The organism is Novipirellula sp., from assembly GCF_041583735.1.
Taxonomy (GTDB): Bacteria; Planctomycetota; Planctomycetia; order Pirellulales; family Pirellulaceae; genus Novipirellula.
In genome coordinates, this window is record NZ_JBFHFD010000127.1 from 1 (window position 1) to 16,689 (window position 16,689).

The following is a 16,689-nucleotide window of genomic DNA, read 5'->3' on the forward strand; positions in this document are numbered from 1 at the left end:
CCCAAAAACGTGCCATGATTCGGTCGCGTCAACCGCTGCATCAACTCATCGACGACTTCGGTTCCTGCGGTCGTGGCCAATCCGTAAAGTTCTTCCAGCGGATCCGCCTCGACCGTTTGCTCGGGCAGGATCAGGCGGGCCAAGATGCTTCGCTCCGGCGAATCATCGCGAAGTTGGTGTTGTTCTCGCACGGTTTAGGGAGGTTCCTCCAATTGAAAGATTAAATCTGAACGTCAATGCCATTATAGTCAAAAAGTGTGTTTCTGTGCACAGCAGTTTGACAAGGCAAAAGCCGCGTCGATGCCGCGAAAAGTTACCCAAATCAGCACGGTTTGCCAAAGGAAATGCGGGGATTCGCGTTTTTTTGTTTTGGGAAACCTAACGTTCATCCGCAGTCACACTGACCGCCAGTTACGTACGCAGGTTCACCCTCGTGGCTGAGAAAGGCGATCTCTCGTAGGTTGTTTATGTGAAATCGGCAAGGCATAGGGCCGGTAGGAACCGGCCCTGCCTGAAACTATGATCGGCCGACGAGGGGACCGCTAGCGATCGAATGTCGACTTGCTGCGGAGGATATGATGGTAATGTTGGGCAAATCGATGCGACTCGTCGCGAACATACTGTAACAATCGCAGTGCAAACGCACTCTTGCTTAACCGCAGCGGTTCGGAATCACCGGGCCGAAAGATCTCTTCGTCACGTTTGGCCAACGAGATCACTGTCGGTGGCGTGATGTCTTGATCACGAAACGCCGCCATTGCTGCATTGAGCTGCCCTTTGCCTCCATCAATCAACAAGATGTCGGGAAACGATTCGCCAGAATCCGAGAGCTTGCGGAAACGCCGCGAGACCACTTCATAGATACTGCGAAAATCGTCGATGCCGTCCACGTCTTGGATCCGGAACCGGCGATAGCCTGGTTTGAATGGCAATCCGTCAATGAACTGCACCAGACTGGCGACCGTTTCGCCGCCGCCGAGATGAGCGATGTCGACCCCTTCGATAATCCGCGGCGTTTCCGCCAACCCCAGCACTTTGCGAAGTCCCGTCAGCCCCTTTTTCGGATCGATATAAAAGACTTCGGGTTGGACGTGCGTATCGAGTTCACCGCGATCCTCGAGTTTCTCAAGCATCCGAATCTCGTCTCTCAGCACCGCGGCTCGCTCAAAATCCATCGCCTTGCTGGCCGCTTGCATCTCGTCGTGCATCTCTTTTAGCAACCGCTTCTTGCCGCCTTCCATAAACGTTTGCAATCGTTTGATGTCGCGGCGATATTCTTCTTTGCTGATACGAAAATTACACGGCGCGGTGCACTGGTTGATGCTGGCCAACAAACAGGGACGAAACCACTTCCAACGTTCCTCGGATTCACTGATGTCAAGCGTGCAGGTGCGAAAACGAAAGATCCGCTGCAGCACCTGAATCGCGCCCCGCAGCGCACCGGCACTTGGAAACGGGCCATACAATTTGACGCCTTTTTCCTTGGGCTCGCGGGTGATCTCGACGCGAGGAAACTCGTCACGCGTGGTGATCATCAAATACGGAAACGACTTGTCGTCTTTAAGATCCTTGTTGTGCTTGGGTTGGATATCCTTAACCAACCGCGCTTCCATCAACAACGCGTCAACTTCGGTTTCGCACTCGACAAAGTCGATGTCCGCGATCTCGCCGATCCAAGGTGCGGTCCGTTGATCTTCGGCCGCCGCTTTCAAAAAGTAGCTGCCCGCGCGACTTCGCAAATTCTTGGCCTTGCCAACATAAATCACCCGCGCCGCATCATCTTTCATCAAATAAACGCCCGGTGACGTCGGGAACGTTTTGACCTTGGTCGCTGCATGGCTGAATCCAAGCAATTCAACCAGCTCGTCCCCCGCCCCATCCGTCACTTTGTCTTCGCACACCTTGTCAACCAATTCGTTGTTCTGGCTAGCTTTGTTTTGGCTAGCTTTGTTTTGGCTAGCTTTGTTTTTGGCAGGTTTGTTTTTAGGGTCATCCGGCATGGAGGGGCGATCCGTCAATTACACCAATCTGAGAAATAGGGGGACGATTACCACATTTCCCAGCTCACAAAACGGCATTTCGATTGGCGAATGAGGCGACGCTTTGTGAACAGCGGAGTGGCGACGACATTATTCTAGCCAGACAACCCGATTTTGGCATTCCGCCCATTTTCGGAGCCACATGATTAGGCGCCACATGATGGCGACGCATTATCCGCCCCCCTTCGGTGACTGCTGATTTGGTTGGCCGTTGTGGTGCTAGCCACGGTTTTGTCACCCTCGGAGCGTTCATTTGCCGGACATCAGTGCCTCGAACCCGGTTACGACGTCCAACAATTCTTCGGTAATGGCGGTTTGACGCTGCGTTTTGAACGCGGTTTGCAGTTCATCGAGCGTGTCATCGATATTCTTTTCCGCTGCCTGCATCGCCGCGATGCGGCTGGCGTTTTCACTCGCCAACGATTCCGCACACGCTTGATACAACGACACGTACAAACACTGGCGAATCAGTAGCGAAGTCATTTCATCACGATCGCCGCCAAACCTCGGCAACGAGCGTGATTCCCATTTCCGTTCACGCAAATCGCGAAGCCATGTTGGACTGATCGGCAGCAGCTGCTTTTCATTGGGCTGGTACGAACTGGCGGTCGAACGCATGTTGAAATAGATACGCAGCGTGCACAGATTGCGACGTTCACGCAAGTGTTCAATCGTCGTCAACAACTCGCAGACTCGGTCCGCTACCTCGGGCACCGATGTGGGAACACGGAAGGTTTGGTTGATCGACCACCCAGAATCGGTCAACGGGAAATAAACTCGGCCACCGACAATCCATACTGCGGCCGGTACCCCACGCCGGTAGGTGGAATGTTGCTCTGCCGCGTAGGCGGCAATCTGTTCATTGAATTGACCGCACATCCCTTGGTCGCTGCCGAACACGATCACGCCGATATTGCCATTGCGTTGGTTCGTTGTGGGAACTTCAGAAACGGGCACGTCGATTGAACCACGCAACATGATTTGTAGCCCCAGTTCGATCGTGCGGCTGTATTGTCCCAAAGCGTCGGCGGCGCGTTCGTATTGATGAATATTCACCGCAGCGAGCGTTTTCATGGTCGCAACCGCCGATCGCAAATCGGAAGCCGTCTCGATCCGGTGCCGTAGATACTCAAGGGTTGGCATCGATTGCCCCTTTGGCTAATTCCGCAATCTGTTGCACATCGCTTTCGCTGAGTTTCTCTCCAGCTTCCATACGATCGCATAGCTCGGCTGCCTGAGTGGTGAAGAACGGCTGCGTCAAAAAACGTTCCAATCGCCTCGCCCGGTTTACCGTTAAACGGTCTTGGCGTGAAAGTTCTTCCATCCCCAGCATCGCGATTATGTCTTTCAATTCCTCGTAGCTAGCCAGCGTTTGCCGGACCTCGCTTGCTGTGTTGTAGTGACGTTCGCCGACGACACCGGGCAACATCATTTCCGAAGTCGATTTCAGCGGATCGATGGCGGGGTACAATCCTTCGCTGGCGCGTTTTCGAGACAACACCACCGTCGCCGACAAGTGGGCAAAAGTATGAACGGCGGACGGATCGGTAAAATCATCCGCCGGCACATAAACCGCTTGCACCGACGTGATCGCGGCATCGGCGGTCGTGCAAATCCGCTCTTCTAATTCCGCCAAATCGTTGGCTAACGAGGGTTGATAGCCAACGCGTGAAGGCAATTGACCGAGCAACCCCGAGACCTCCATGCCTGCCTGGACGAACCGAAAGATGTTATCGATCAACAACAACACATCCTGTTTCTCGTTGTCGCGAAACGATTCGGCCATCGTCATTGCCGCATGACCGACTCGGAACCGAGCCCCCGGCGGCTCGTTCATTTGCCCAAAGACCATGACGGTATTGTCACGAACCCCGGCAGCCCCCATTTCGCGGTACAGCTCCTCTGCTTCACGACATCGCTCTCCGATGCCGCAAGACAAACTGATGCCATCATGCCCACCGACGATGTTGTGAATCAGTTCGGTGATCAAAACGGTCTTGCCCACCCCCGCGCCACCAAACAGCCCTGCTTTTCCGCCGCGTTCCAGAGGCGACAACAAGTCGATCGCCTTGATGCCCGTGGCAAAAACTTCCGATCGGGCAATGCGGTGATTGATCGTCGGTGGTGGTTGATGGATGCTTCGGCGTGGCACCGCATCGAGCGAATCTCCTTGATCCAGCGGGTTGCCAAATACATCGAGCACACGGCCAAGTAACGGCTTGCCCACGGGTACCTGAAGCGGACGACCGAGATTCTTTGCCGGAGCCCCCCGTGCCAACCCGCGCAATGAGGTGATCGCAATCGCGCGCACGGTGTGCGGATCAAGCTGACTTGCAACCTCGGCAACGACGGTATCATCGTCACCCAACCGCAACTCGTGATTCATCGCCGGAATGCGATCGGGGAAGCACACATCGACCACACCGCCATGGATGGCAACGACATGACCGCGGTCCATCTGCATTTGGGTAGCGATTGCGTTCATGCCGGGCGCTAATGCAATCAGCGTGCCACTACCAATCAGCCTCCCGTTCTGTCGAGATCAGCAGCCAGTGCGACGCTTGGCGAGCTCGCCAAGCATCCCGATTTAGTAGTCCCCGCGAATCGCAGCGATGACTTTTTGCTTCAAGTCATCTTTGATTTCGGATTTCTCAATTTCCGCGACCACTTTGGCCATCACGTCCTCTTGTTCGCCCGCCGCGTCTTGCATCGAATTAATTTTGCTTTTGATGTCTGCGGCTATCGCATCCAACGTGAACGGATTACCTCCGGGACCATCCCCTGGCGACGCTTGTGCACCGGGACCGCCACCACGACCATCTTCGTTTGGGGTTTCTCCGCCCGACCGCGACGCTTCGTTGACTCGGCGGCCGCCACCCCCATCCATGGTTTTCAGACGCACAGCAAGCTCTGCCACCAATTTCTCTGGAGTGTAGGCCGCCTCTTTCAATCTCGCCTGGATTGCGTTTTCGCCCGATCCGCAGCCGGGCAACGACAACGAGACCAAACCAATGATGGCGAACGCAGTCAAGACGGATCGAGTAAATACGGTTTGATTCATTCTGTTCCACTCTTTGATTGTCATTTTGTGAATTGTTGGACCGTGAGCGATCGCCGGCTTAAAAATTGTCGTTGTTGACAATCTCTTTTCCTGCTTTGGTACCTAACGCCCACCATGTTTCCATATCGATCGAATCAGTAATGAAACGAACCGAGCCATCCATCAGCGACATCTGTACTCCACCGGGATGGTCGCTTGACGCGGTGATTGCCGAGTCGCCTTCGTGGCAACGAATCGTGTCGCTGCTGTAGGCGGCAATGGAAATCGTGTTGGGTGTAAATACATGTCCATAGACATGACGCTGCCAACCGTCGGTGTACAACCACGAATGCCCCTTGTACATGCTCCAAGGTTCCCAATTCTTGTAGCCGTTCAATCCATCGGTGACGACTTGGTCGATGTAGGCATCGTAGGCTTCCACCAGTGCCGAATTCGTGTAATGCAAATTGCGGCGATCGTCCAACATTTTGCCGCTCCCATCATTGACAAGCGACTCGGCAATCGCAGCAGTATTGGACAAACCATCCAAGATATCGCGAAATCCAAAGTTGCGATTGGTGGTCGACCGCCAATAGTCACTATAAGGTCCCTTTTCGTTCATGCGGTTCATCGAAATGATCCCCGGCGACACCTTGATCGCGGTTCCCGGCGACTCCCATGGCATCAGCATGTTGCGACCATGACCGGCGTTGGCAAGGTAGCTAAAATTGGCCGTGATTCCACCTGTCGCGACCACCGAATTGGTTACCGATTCGGTGGGGCAAAGGAAGGTCGGTACCTGGACGCGGGCCACTTCCCCTAGCTTGCTGGTGTTATTGTCCAGCCCACTCCACGCGTTTCCTCTACCAGTGCTCTCAAACGGAATCGCCTCATAGATCGCGGTCTGCTCGACGTATGGCAACATCCCCGCATACCACGACAAATTGCCTGAACCACCGCCTGGTGAATCATAGTCATCGGCCCCGCGATGCATGTGAATCGGCGTCTGATTAAACGCATCATGGTAATTGTGCATTGCTAACGTCAGTTGCTTGAGATGATTGCTGCACTGCATTCGCCTCGCTGCCTCCCGTGCCGCTTGCACGGCTGGCAACAACAGCCCAACAAGCACACCGATAATTGCAATCACCACTAAGAGTTCGACCAACGTGAAAGCGGCCCGTCGATCAGGTTCACGCCGCTTGTTTCGCTCAGACATTTCAGAGAGTCCTCGATCGGTTTCAAATTAAAGTACTAGGAAGTTGGCTGCATCGATTGCAGCGAGCGAGGGGAAGCGTAGATCAGTGATGCGAAGATTGCGTTAGGAACAATCGTGGCCTCGAGAGAATTACCGCGAGCCCCAAAGTGAGCGAAATTCAGCCCCACTACGATCCTCGCTGAGGCCAATGAAATGCCCTAACCCGTGCGAAATCATCTACTTTTCTGTGTGATTCATCGCGGATCGTTGCTGCTCACCTCCTATCAAATCGGCTGACCGCTCGATCGCGATTCGCCCTCACCCCGTCCGAGGCAAACCAAGATCGGCTACATTGAGGGCAAAGACTTGGCTGCTGACCCCCAACTTGGATTGGTCTTCACTGCAATGGCTCTCGTGACATCCCCGTCGTCCCATTTTATTTCCCACGGTGCCGATGGAGCCCTTTACCGGCACCGCGATCCCGTTACCGCATGCCTCCAGCGACGGTTCGTGTTGACCGGACCGGCGATCAATCCCGCCCGCCTTGCGGCCATTACTAGCAACGTCCGCTTCATCGATCTATTGCAATCACCGTACGTGTGTCGGGTGATCGAAGACGGACTTTCAAGAACGCCTCCGATTTTGGTGGTCGAGTCGCTTGCCCCGTTGCGATTGGCAACGGCGTCCGAGGACCTCCATCTTCACGAAGCCTTGGCGATTGCGGCCCAACTCACGTCGCTCGTGGTGCAAACCCATCACATCGGTCTGTATCATCCCCATTTCACGGCTGAAAACATTGCCTTGCAGCGGCCATCGGGGAACTGGGAAATTCAGTTGGACTATCTGAATCTCGCTATCGATGACATCGCGGCGCCGCCGATCGACGCCGCGAAAGACCCGCGAGATGCCGATCGAGACGGACTGTGCTGTGTGCTAAAACGATTGCTTCGCGACGCAATCAATCGTGAAGACGCCTCCGGCGAGGTCTCTTCTGATTTACATTCGCAGGCTGTCGCCATCCTGGAATCGCTCGAAAACGAATCGGTCCCTGCTGCGGAACAGTTGCTGACGTTGCTTCACCAGGCCGAATCGTACCGCTACGGCACGGTTGCGACCTCGGTCGAGTTTGAAAACAACGCGCACACCCAACCGAGCGAGTCGCCAGCAGAGAATCGGCAACTGCAAATCACACACATCCCCAAACCAACGCGGGGAAGCGATGCGGCGACGGCAGAACAAAATCCAGATACAGATGGCGGTTCGATCCGCGAATCCTCGTTCACCCCCGCCGCCGCGATCGTGAACTGCGGTGATACGTTGGGACGTTTTCTGATTGGGGAAAAGATTGGACAAGGCGGGATGGGAGCTGTATTTGCCGCCACCGATTTGCTGGATCAATCGCAGGTGGCCATCAAAGTGCTGAAGATGACCCGCGGCGACTCGACCCAATCGATTCGGCGATTTCGCAAGGAAGCACGTCTCTTGGCGGACATCCAAAACGAATTTGTTACCCGATTGATTCACGTCGACCAGGACCGCGGGGTCCACTATTTGGCAATGGAATACATTGACGGCATCGATCTAAAAAAATGGATCAGCCAGCATATTTCCGGCGAACGTGTGGACATCGATGAACACGATGCCCTGAACATCGTCGGCGATATCGCTCGTGCCCTTGCCGTTGCGCACACGCAAGGCATCGTGCATCGCGACATCAAACCGGAAAACGTGCTGCTACAGCGGCGTGAATCGAACCTCGGCGATGACGCCAACGACATTCAAAACTATCGCGTCAAACTGTCCGACTTTGGCATCGCCCGCCACGTCGACCAATCCGAATCGATGGAAGTCACCGGCGACGGCGTGATGATCGGGACGCCGCTGTACATGTCACCCGAACAGTGCCGCGGCAGCCACGATATCGGGCCAGCCACCGACGTCTACTCGTTGGGAATTACGTTGTTCGAATTACTGACCGGACGGGTGCCGTTTCAATCCGACGACCGGATCAAATTGGCCACGATGCATCTGTATGACCGACCTCCGTCGGTACAACAGTTCAATCCCAAAATCTCGGACGCCTGCGATCGCATCGTCAATCGTGCTTTGGCCAAGGAACCCGAAAAACGCTTTGTCGACGCGACGCAGTTCAGCCGCGAGATCGACCGAGTTTTAAGAGGCACTCCTTCGGATATCGAAACGCATCCCAAAATGCCGGAGCATCGTGCTGACAAACTGTGGCAAAAGACCGAGCACTGGGAACTCGCCAGCGGCCCCGAAGAGATCTGGCCGTACGTTTCCAATACCGAACGACTCAATCGCGCGATCGGATTACCCGCGGTCACCTACCGCACCGAGTACGACGAACAACGCGGCATCCGTAAATTTGGATCCTTTCGCATCAGTGGGGTGCAAGTCGCATGGGAAGAGCATCCGTTTGAATGGATCGAAGCGAATCGCATGGGTATTTTGCGAGAGTTCCAATCCGGGCCTTTCGTTTGGTTCATGAGCGTCGTGACGATGGAGCCGATTGCCGGAGGCGGTACAAACCTGAGCCATGAAATCCGTGTCCAGCCACGCAATTTGCTGGGCCGCGTGATGACGACCGTGGAAGCCGATTGGAAAGCGTTTCGCAATTTGAACCGCGTTTATACGCGTATCGACAAGTCAATTCAAAGTCGCAAACAGGGTCAGAAACTCGATCCGTTTGAACCGTCACACCGAATCAGTAACGCGGACTGCGAGCGGCTGCAAAAACGACTTGATCGCTTGATCGATGCCGGGGTCGATCCTGATTTGGCCAACGCGATCGGCGTCTTTCTCAGTGAGTCCCCGCCGCAAAGACTGGCTCAGATTCGTCCGATTGCGTTAGCACGCGAGATCAATTTTGGTTCCGATGACACCATCGACGCTTGTTTGGTCGCCGCTTCTGCGGGTCTGTTGTCGCTACGCTGGGACGTGCTCTGCCCGACGTGCCGAGCCCCTGCGGGCACGCATCAAAATCTGTCTGCGATCGAAGATCACACCCATTGCGAAGCCTGTCATGTCGCATTTCAATCTAACCGTGGTAACGCGATCGAGATGGTGTTTCGAGCCCATCCGGAAATCCGCCAAGTGGATGACCAAAGCTATTGTATCGGCGGCCCCGAACACTCGCCTCACGTGGTGGCGCAGATTCGGCTTGAGTCCGATGAGATGTTCGAGCTCGAATTGCATCTCGCGGCGGGTGACTATCTGCTTCGTGGCCCCCGGCTTCCACAAACGCAATCGATCCGGGTCGAACAGGGACGAGGACAGCTGGAATATTCGACCAAACTGCTTTCGCTCGGCCAATCGTCGCACATCCCCAAACTTCGCGCTGGCACGCAGCGAATCCAACTGATCAACGACGACACATCGCTGCACGTGATCCGGATCGAACGAACGATCCCACGCGACGATGTGGTGACGGCGGCTACCGCATCGACGATCCAACGATTTCGGGAACTGTTTCCTGATCAGGTCTTTGCCGAAAGCAACCCGATTACTGCCGAACAGTTAACGCTTCTAGCCACAACGATTCATAACATCGAAGATCTTTACGTCGATCTCGGAGACGCCGAAGCATACAAGCTTGTGAACGAAATTCACTCGCGAGTCGAACAAATCGTGCTTGCGAATCACGGCACGGTTGCCAAGACAGTGGGCGAAAGCATGCTCGCCGCGTTTGACCGTTGCGAACACGCCGTCGCGGCGGCGCTGCAAATTCGAGAGTCCGAGCGAAATAGCCAACACGCGATTGGCATCGCAGTGCATGCCGGGCGGACACTTGTCGCCGTAGCAAACGATCGACTCGACTATTTTGGCAGCACGGCGCGTGCCACGATGGCAATGCCCTCGCTTGCGGGTACGGACCTATTGCTCAGCGAAAGCGTCTATGCCGATCCGCAGGTAACACGTGAGTTCACGGCCATTCTGAATCAAGCGACCTACGAAACCGTCTCGCTGCCGGGATTACCCAACCAGCCGCTCGCGCGGCTTCACGCAAACGACAATGGATTGGATCCAGTGAAACCGATGTGATGAGATTGACGCAATGGAATCGGAGCGTGCAAATCGATTGTGGCCTCGCGACCCCGGGGCTTGTCAATCATCGAATTGTCGTTCCCGAGCCAGACACTCCTTTTCGGCGTCGATCTCGGCAATCTCTTGCTCTTGCACCATTTGCTCCTGGCTTTTGACCTCTTGGGGTTGATTGACGGTGACTTCGACCCTCGCCCCAGGGTGACACCCAAAGACCACTAAAACCGAATCCGCCTACGTTTTGTTTGTCACGCAACGTGGCTAGTTCCGGACAAGTCCAGACAAGATCACGCAAACTTCCCCTCTCCGCCCCCCGCCACGGCGAAGCGGCTCCCACCAAGACCTCCATTTTTCACACCTCGATTGGCGTCATGGCCGAACAACGCATTCGGACTACAATGCTGGCTTTCTCTGCCCGCCTGGTGCAATGCACTGCCCGTCTGGTGCGATGCAGCGAAGCATTCGCCTACAACCAATCACTCGCCCGCTATGGAAAACTGGTACGACTATCCCCAATACTTTGACATGGTGTTTCGTGATGAAACCCAAGCCGAAGTGGAATTTTTTGAGCAAGCGTTCGAGCGTTTTCGCAACGATGTCCCGACCACCAAACTGCTCGAACCCGGCTGCGGCAGCGGCCGGCTTGTCGCGGAAATGGCGGCCCGCGGCTACGCGTTAACCGGGTTGGACCTCAGCCAACCGATGCTCGACTATCTCCGCAAACGGCTCGCGCGGCGAAAGATTGATGCCACGCTCGTGTTAGGCGATATGACGAAAATGGAGTTCCCTGAACCTTTTCACGCTGCCTTCTGCACGTTCAATACGTTCCGCCATCTGCTGAGCGAAGCCGACGCCGAATCCCATTTGCGATCGGTCGCAGAAAATCTGGTCTCCGGCGGCGTCTATATTCTCGGTTTTCACTGTATCCCCATGGATGCCGATCCGGAAAGCACCGAACGCTGGACTGCATCGCACGGGGGGACCAAGGTGCATGTCACCTTGAAAGTAATCGAATTTAATCGTCGAAAACGACAGGAAACGCTGCGAGCAAGTATCAAAGCACAAACGCGATCGGGAAAAATCCATCGCGTTCGCAGCGAATTCCCACTGCGGCTATACACGATCGCCCAAGCCAAAAGCCTGTTTCGGAAAGTCGAAGACCAATTTGAATTGCGGGCTGCCTACGACTTTGATTACGACATCGATGAACCACGGACGGTGGATGACGACTTGGTGGACGCCGTCTTTATCTTGAAACGCCGCTAAAGACCCGCTTTGCCGGTATTTCTAAAGGCAAAAAAATACTTTCTTACTCGTTACCTTTGCTCTGCTGCGGGGTTCATATCAATCAAGCACGCTCGCTTCGGACATACGTATCGTCGCAGGCTTGTCATCGATCTCTTCTCCCCCCCGAAAATGACTCGGTTCCTTCAAAGGTGACTTGGTTCCTTACCGGAACACTGGGGGGCATGGAGACACCACAGCTCATGATTCTGAAAAAGGAAATGTTTTGCATGGTCCAAACAAATAAATCCCAATGGATTCGCGTCACGGTGCTGCTAGCTACCCTGGTGTTTGGATTGATCACCGTGGCGGCCCCGGCTCAAGAAAAGCTGGCTCAAGAAAAGGGGGCTCAAGACGATACGGCCCAAGAAAACACGGACTCGCCAAAATATCGCGAGTTTGAAAACACGCCCCTGACCGAAGATTGCTTTGTGTTCCTAAACGGCGTCTATCTACACCCTCCATTGGACCTCAAGTTCAGTAATGTGGGGATCGAGATCGATGGTCAAATCTTTGATGAGAATGCGTTTGACCTTTCGAGCTACGTTGACAATCGCCGCTGGTCGGGACGCAGCTATGCGTCGCGTGGCAAGGACATGCGTGGTCGAGGAGAGCGTGGCAACTGGGGAGACCGCGGCGACTGGGAAGCTCGCGGCGACTGGGGGAATCGCACAGAGCGAGGTCGTGATTCCTTCCGCGAGTACCTTCCCCGATCCCCGTTTCAATCTTTCGCCGAGTCATTCAATTCATCAGGATCCGGAGTGGTCGCCGTTTTCTACTCGGGCGAAGCACCATTGCTATTAGACACCTCCGAACAGGGGCACGAATTACTCAAGGCACTATTGGGGCGAGAAACGCCATCGGAAGCGGAGATGATGTCCACTGGAATCGAGAGAATTGACTTCGAACTCTGGCACCGGCTCGTGCAAGACTTCAAGATCTCACCTGACTTCGCCACGCGCGCTTCGGAAGAGGTGAACCGGCGCGAACAAATCTATGAAAACAACGATCGAAAAACGGCGGCTCTTATGTTGAGCCAACAAATTGCCTTTCCGCTCAGCATGATTGCAATGGTCACTGTCGTCCTCGCGTTCGGACACCTGATGGCCCACCCACAACAGATGGTTGCGATTGGCGACGACCCACTAACCCTAGCCAACGCGAAAAAGGCCACGGTCTGGTCGCTGACCATCGTCGGAGTGCTCTCAGCACTCGACTTGGTCTGGACGTTGATTGCTCACCAAAGCGGGGCGATGCGAGAACTGAATCCTCTGGGCAACGGATTGATCCACGATCCGGTCCAATTGATCCTGTTCAAAATCACGATCACTGGTCTCGCGATTGGCATCCTCTACTACTTGCACGAACAACCGCTGGCACGGCGAGCGACCTGGTGGTGCTGCCTGGTATTGACGCTGCTAACCGCCCGCTGGTTGACTTTCAATTCGATGTTTCTGTAATCCACGGATCGTGGATCCGATGGGGAACACGGCTTATTTGCTTGGGTGCTGTTCGGAAATAGCATCGTCATTCGAGTTTTGTCACAAATCACGCGAGTGAAGCGTTTTCTCTGTAGTGGACGAGACTACGAGTCCCGTCGTGCCACGAAGTCGCTGGGACTCGTAGCCTCGTCCACTACCTCCAAAGCTAACCGACCTACGCCCATTCCAGTAAAGCTCTAGCGGAACGCCCCAAACGCCACCGGAGGGTTCGTGTCATTCGGGAAACATTTTGCAATAACGAAGTTATTGCAAAATGTTTCCTTTACGACTTCGGCTAACGCACTGATGCGTTCGGTCGCGAAACTCATCGGCAGTTTCCAGGGCATGAGTCATGGACCAAAAGTTGCTACTTGAAGCATGCTACCGCCGGCGAACCGCTCAGACGCAGACGCCAGTCACACCCATCCTGCCCCACCCTGCCGCGGACGAAACAATCCCCAGGGACGCACGGGGCCACCCAAGGTTTGTCTTTTTTCTTGACCATTGCGATGTTTTGGACGAAACACCTTCGCACTCTAAGTGTTGAATGAACAGGCGTCCTTTGGCAATGTTCGCCAACAGACTCGCCAACAACAATAGATTTGGAAAAGGAATGACATTGATGCGTATTGCATTGAAAGAACTTGCGATCTCCACCACGGCATTACTACTGATGACATCGGGTCAAGTGGTCAGTGCTCAAGACGACAACCAAGAAAACCCCAAACCGAAACGCCCCGCCGCCGAAGCCAAAGCAGACTCGCACCCCGACGCTCCCAAACCACCTCGCATCCGAGACAAGCAGGATTCCCCAAAGGGATCCGAACATGCTCGCCCAGACCACAAACGAGGCGATCACCCACAGGATGGCCGACCGCGTCCCGATCATGATGGCGTTGGTCGTGGCGGACCAGGAGAACGTGGCCCAGGACAACATGGCCCTTTAGGATTAGGACGCCCTGGATCCGGGCCTAGACCTTCGCACGACGGCGACGTCAACCAGTCATCCCGAGACCGCATGCCCATGCCGCCTCGCCATGACGCCAAACGCGACAACGTGAAAATCGCAAAGCCAAAAGCCGAACGAGCAAACGTTAAAAAGGAAAAAAACCGCAAAGCAGACGTCGGCAAGCACGATCGTAAACGCAACCAACACGCAGCCGAAAATGCCAAAGCGGATGGACGACGCGGCAAGGCACACAAGGCATCCGGTCGCGGACAAGAACGATACGCCGGCAAGCAAAACGTCGACCGAAACCGTCGTGGAGGAAGACATGATCACCATGTCGGTCAACGTCAATTCGGCGATCGCCATCAAGGCCACGTGCGTGGCGACCGAAATCACGCCCCTCAACAAGCTCGTCATCATCGCGGCGAACGAACTCGTGGCGATTACGTGATGAACCGTGGACCTCAAGGCCCTCGTCCAGGTGCGAGTAGCATGCATCACGGAAAACGAGGCCCACAGCGTGGGCATCACGACGTCGATCGTCGTCGGGGTGGCAAGTCACACGACCGCTACGCAATGCATCGCGGACCTCAAGGCGACAAATCGGGTTCACGCGGAATGCGTGGCGGCAAACGCGGGCAACAACGTGATCATCACGGAGCGGGCCATCGCCGCGGCAGTGGTCCACGCGATCATGTCGCAATGCGTCGCGGTCCTCAGCAAGACAAACCGAGTGGTCGCCAGATGCGTTCAAACGAAGGTGGGAAGCATCACGACAGCGGCAAACCCAATCGCCACTTCCGCCGCTAACCCTATCGCGTTTTGAATGGGAACCGACGGCGTTCGCGAATGCCGTTGATCGTGGTTGCGGAACGGCGCGAGGCCCGTCCGGTTGCAGCGAAAAAAAGTTCGAATTAGACCGGGCGGCTCGCGCCGCTCCGCAAAAAAGGCCACTTCACTAGCGGCGTCGGCGGACGGAAAGCCCACTCAATCCTTCGATGGATGATATCCACCGCGGTTCTATGAACCGCGTCGCAGTAGAATTAAATCGGCGGCCAATGTGACCGTCATGGCGGCCAAAGATTCTAAACGTGTTTGCTGGGAATGTCGCACGCCGCGGTAAGTCATCGCCAACGCGTCGGCGATCGCATCGGTGTCCAAGTCAACGCTCTGTTGCCAGTGCTTGTGCTCGACAAACTCCAAACCGGCAGCGGACAACTCATCGACGACCATCTCCCAACGGCTGCGTCGATGCCCCGCTTGCTGGACCTGTTCGCGAAGTTCGATCAAATCCTCTTCGCCAGGCACCGCGACGATACAGATCCCGGTCTCCGAGAGCACTCGATAAATCTCGGCTGCGGGACGACGCCCGAATAACGAAATCACTCGATCGACACTCGCGTCGGCAGCTGGCAAGGTCCGGTCGGCGTTAGCTAGCACCCAAGTTCCGGCAGGCCATCCCCGCGCGGCCAACTTGATCGCTCGTTTGGATAGATCGACGCCGCAGTAACCGTCCGCCTCGTCTAAAAACAGCGCGGGGCCGAATGATCCTTCGCCGCAGCCGAGATCGATCGTTCGTGGCACGGTCTCCGGATCCGCTGATGCCGAATCGGCAATCCAAGGCCGCAGTGTTTCGGTCAGCCCCGCAGCATAGCCACGCTCTAACCAACGATGTCGTGCCAAAACGGCGGCGTCCGCGTCGCCTGGATTTTTGGAGCGTCGATCCTGCGGCTGCAGCAGACTCCAGTAGCCCTCTTTGGCTCGATCAAAATGGTGACCGGCAGCACAAAACAGCCCACTTTCACGTTGTTGCAGCGGCTCTCGACAATTTCGGACGGTACAGCGAAGTTCAAACATCGCCCCATTCTAAGGCGATGGGCCCGCAGCAACAGGGGCAGAGGAACGGGCGATCGATGCCCGGGGACACTTGGCAAACCGTCGAACTCTGCTGACTTCAAATTCTTTGCGTGGGAAGACCGTTGACGAGAATCGAGGAAGTAACAAAAATAGGGCAATCTTCCTCACGGGGCGTGGCTCAGCCTGGTAGAGCGCTGCGTTCGGGACGCAGAAGTCGCAAGTTCAAATCTTGTCGCCCCGACTTCTTAAACAATTACCAGGAGAGGACTTCGGCGTACTGCCCACTGTCCTCCTCCTGCCTTCTTGGCTGCTAGCCTCTATGGAAGCCCCTTTCGGGCCTGAGAGCCGCCGCGTTGCAACCGCGACTTCAAGCGTTCGAGCAACAGCTGACGAGCAAAACGAAGGAAACGAGTACGACGATGTCGAAAAAGATCTTTGTCAATTTACCTGTCGCTGACCTCAGAGCGTCGATGACGTTTTATCAGGCGATTGACGTCACGGATCTCTCGACTCGTTGATCCGCTACATCCACAAAGCGCCGCACCGCAGATAGGCAAAAATATGGAGGGCAAAAATATGTCGGATCACGGAACCATCCTGCGGTATCCCATTTTCCTGCCCGCTACATATTCCTGCCCAGTTCTGTAACCAACGCTGCCCCGGCAACATGATGCCGCAGCTCACGCGATTCTTGGTTTCCCCACCTCCACCAAACGCCGGATTGCCGGCGGGCAGGAAGATGGGATGGGCAGGAAAATATTAGAATGCAGTACCACTCG

General features: G+C 55.3%; 10 protein-coding genes, 1 tRNA gene and 1 pseudogene. 5 read left to right on the forward strand and 7 right to left on the reverse strand.

Features of this window, described 5'->3' with window-relative positions; all coding sequences use genetic code 11:
- The 6 genes and pseudogenes from ABX962_RS11955 to ABX962_RS11980 all read right to left on the reverse strand — a co-directional run.
- Positions 1-191, reverse strand: a pseudogene (locus ABX962_RS11955) (GTPase HflX); the annotation flags it as partial.
- A 351-nt stretch (positions 192-542) separates the two neighbouring features.
- Positions 543-2,000 (reverse strand): UvrB/UvrC motif-containing protein, encoded by a 1,458-nt coding sequence (locus ABX962_RS11960; RefSeq protein WP_372719644.1) that lies wholly within the window; start codon positions 1,998-2,000, stop codon positions 543-545.
- Between the two features lie 288 nt (positions 2,001-2,288).
- Positions 2,289-3,182: a F0F1 ATP synthase subunit gamma gene (locus ABX962_RS11965; protein ID WP_372719646.1), complete on the reverse strand. Its 894-nt coding sequence runs from the start codon at positions 3,180-3,182 to the stop codon at positions 2,289-2,291.
- Entirely contained in the window at positions 3,169-4,524 is a 1,356-nt protein-coding gene (gene atpD, locus ABX962_RS11970) for a F0F1 ATP synthase subunit beta (RefSeq protein WP_372719648.1), read from the reverse strand. The genes ABX962_RS11965 and atpD overlap by 14 nt, the downstream gene beginning before the upstream one ends.
- A gap of 102 nt (positions 4,525-4,626) precedes the next feature.
- Complete coding sequence (locus tag ABX962_RS11975) at positions 4,627-5,100, reverse strand: hypothetical protein (RefSeq protein ID WP_372719650.1); 474 nt, start codon at positions 5,098-5,100, stop codon at positions 4,627-4,629.
- A gap of 58 nt (positions 5,101-5,158) precedes the next feature.
- A complete protein-coding gene (locus tag ABX962_RS11980) occupies positions 5,159-6,298 on the reverse strand; it encodes a DUF1559 domain-containing protein (protein WP_372719652.1) in 1,140 nt (379 codons plus the stop codon).
- 345 nt (positions 6,299-6,643) lie between these two features.
- On the opposite strand from ABX962_RS11980, the gene ABX962_RS11985 reads away from it, so the two are divergent.
- From ABX962_RS11985 to ABX962_RS12000, 4 genes are all read left to right on the forward strand, one after another.
- Complete coding sequence (locus ABX962_RS11985; protein WP_372719654.1) at positions 6,644-10,339, forward strand: protein kinase; 3,696 nt, start codon at positions 6,644-6,646, stop codon at positions 10,337-10,339.
- A gap of 489 nt (positions 10,340-10,828) precedes the next feature.
- Positions 10,829-11,605, forward strand: coding sequence for a class I SAM-dependent methyltransferase (locus ABX962_RS11990; RefSeq protein WP_372719656.1), 777 nt, complete (start codon positions 10,829-10,831; stop codon positions 11,603-11,605).
- 248 nt (positions 11,606-11,853) lie between these two features.
- Entirely contained in the window at positions 11,854-13,083 is a 1,230-nt protein-coding gene (locus ABX962_RS11995; protein ID WP_372719658.1) for a DUF5658 family protein, read from the forward strand.
- Between the two features lie 643 nt (positions 13,084-13,726).
- Positions 13,727-14,863, forward strand: a complete 1,137-nt coding sequence (locus ABX962_RS12000; protein ID WP_372719660.1) for a hypothetical protein — start codon at positions 13,727-13,729, stop codon at positions 14,861-14,863.
- Positions 14,864-15,073: 210 nt separating this feature from the next.
- Here ABX962_RS12000 and ABX962_RS12005 read toward each other — a convergent pair whose 3' ends face one another.
- Positions 15,074-15,910, reverse strand: coding sequence for a putative RNA methyltransferase (locus tag ABX962_RS12005; RefSeq protein WP_372719662.1), 837 nt, complete (start codon positions 15,908-15,910; stop codon positions 15,074-15,076).
- A gap of 167 nt (positions 15,911-16,077) precedes the next feature.
- On the opposite strand from ABX962_RS12005, the gene ABX962_RS12010 reads away from it, so the two are divergent.
- Positions 16,078-16,151, forward strand: a tRNA-Pro gene (locus ABX962_RS12010).
- Positions 16,152-16,689 lie beyond the last annotated feature (538 nt).

Bases quoted from the DNA above. Each gene is read 5' to 3' on its own strand.
- ABX962_RS12005 (WP_372719662.1), bottom strand. From the start codon at position 15,910: ATGTTTGAACTTCGCTGTACCGTCCGAAATTGTCGAGAGCCGCTGCAA.
- ABX962_RS11965 (WP_372719646.1), bottom strand. From the start codon at position 3,182: ATGCCAACCCTTGAGTATCTACGGCACCGGATCGAGACGGCTTCCGAT.
- ABX962_RS11980 (WP_372719652.1), bottom strand. From the start codon at position 6,298: ATGTCTGAGCGAAACAAGCGGCGTGAACCTGATCGACGGGCCGCTTTC.
- ABX962_RS11995 (WP_372719658.1), top strand. From the start codon at position 11,854: ATGGTCCAAACAAATAAATCCCAATGGATTCGCGTCACGGTGCTGCTA.
- ABX962_RS12000 (WP_372719660.1), top strand. From the start codon at position 13,727: ATGCGTATTGCATTGAAAGAACTTGCGATCTCCACCACGGCATTACTA.
- ABX962_RS11975 (WP_372719650.1), bottom strand. From the start codon at position 5,100: ATGAATCAAACCGTATTTACTCGATCCGTCTTGACTGCGTTCGCCATC.
- ABX962_RS11990 (WP_372719656.1), top strand. From the start codon at position 10,829: ATGGAAAACTGGTACGACTATCCCCAATACTTTGACATGGTGTTTCGT.
- atpD (WP_372719648.1), bottom strand. From the start codon at position 4,524: ATGAACGCAATCGCTACCCAAATGCAGATGGACCGCGGTCATGTCGTT.
- ABX962_RS11960 (WP_372719644.1), bottom strand. From the start codon at position 2,000: ATGCCGGATGACCCTAAAAACAAACCTGCCAAAAACAAAGCTAGCCAA.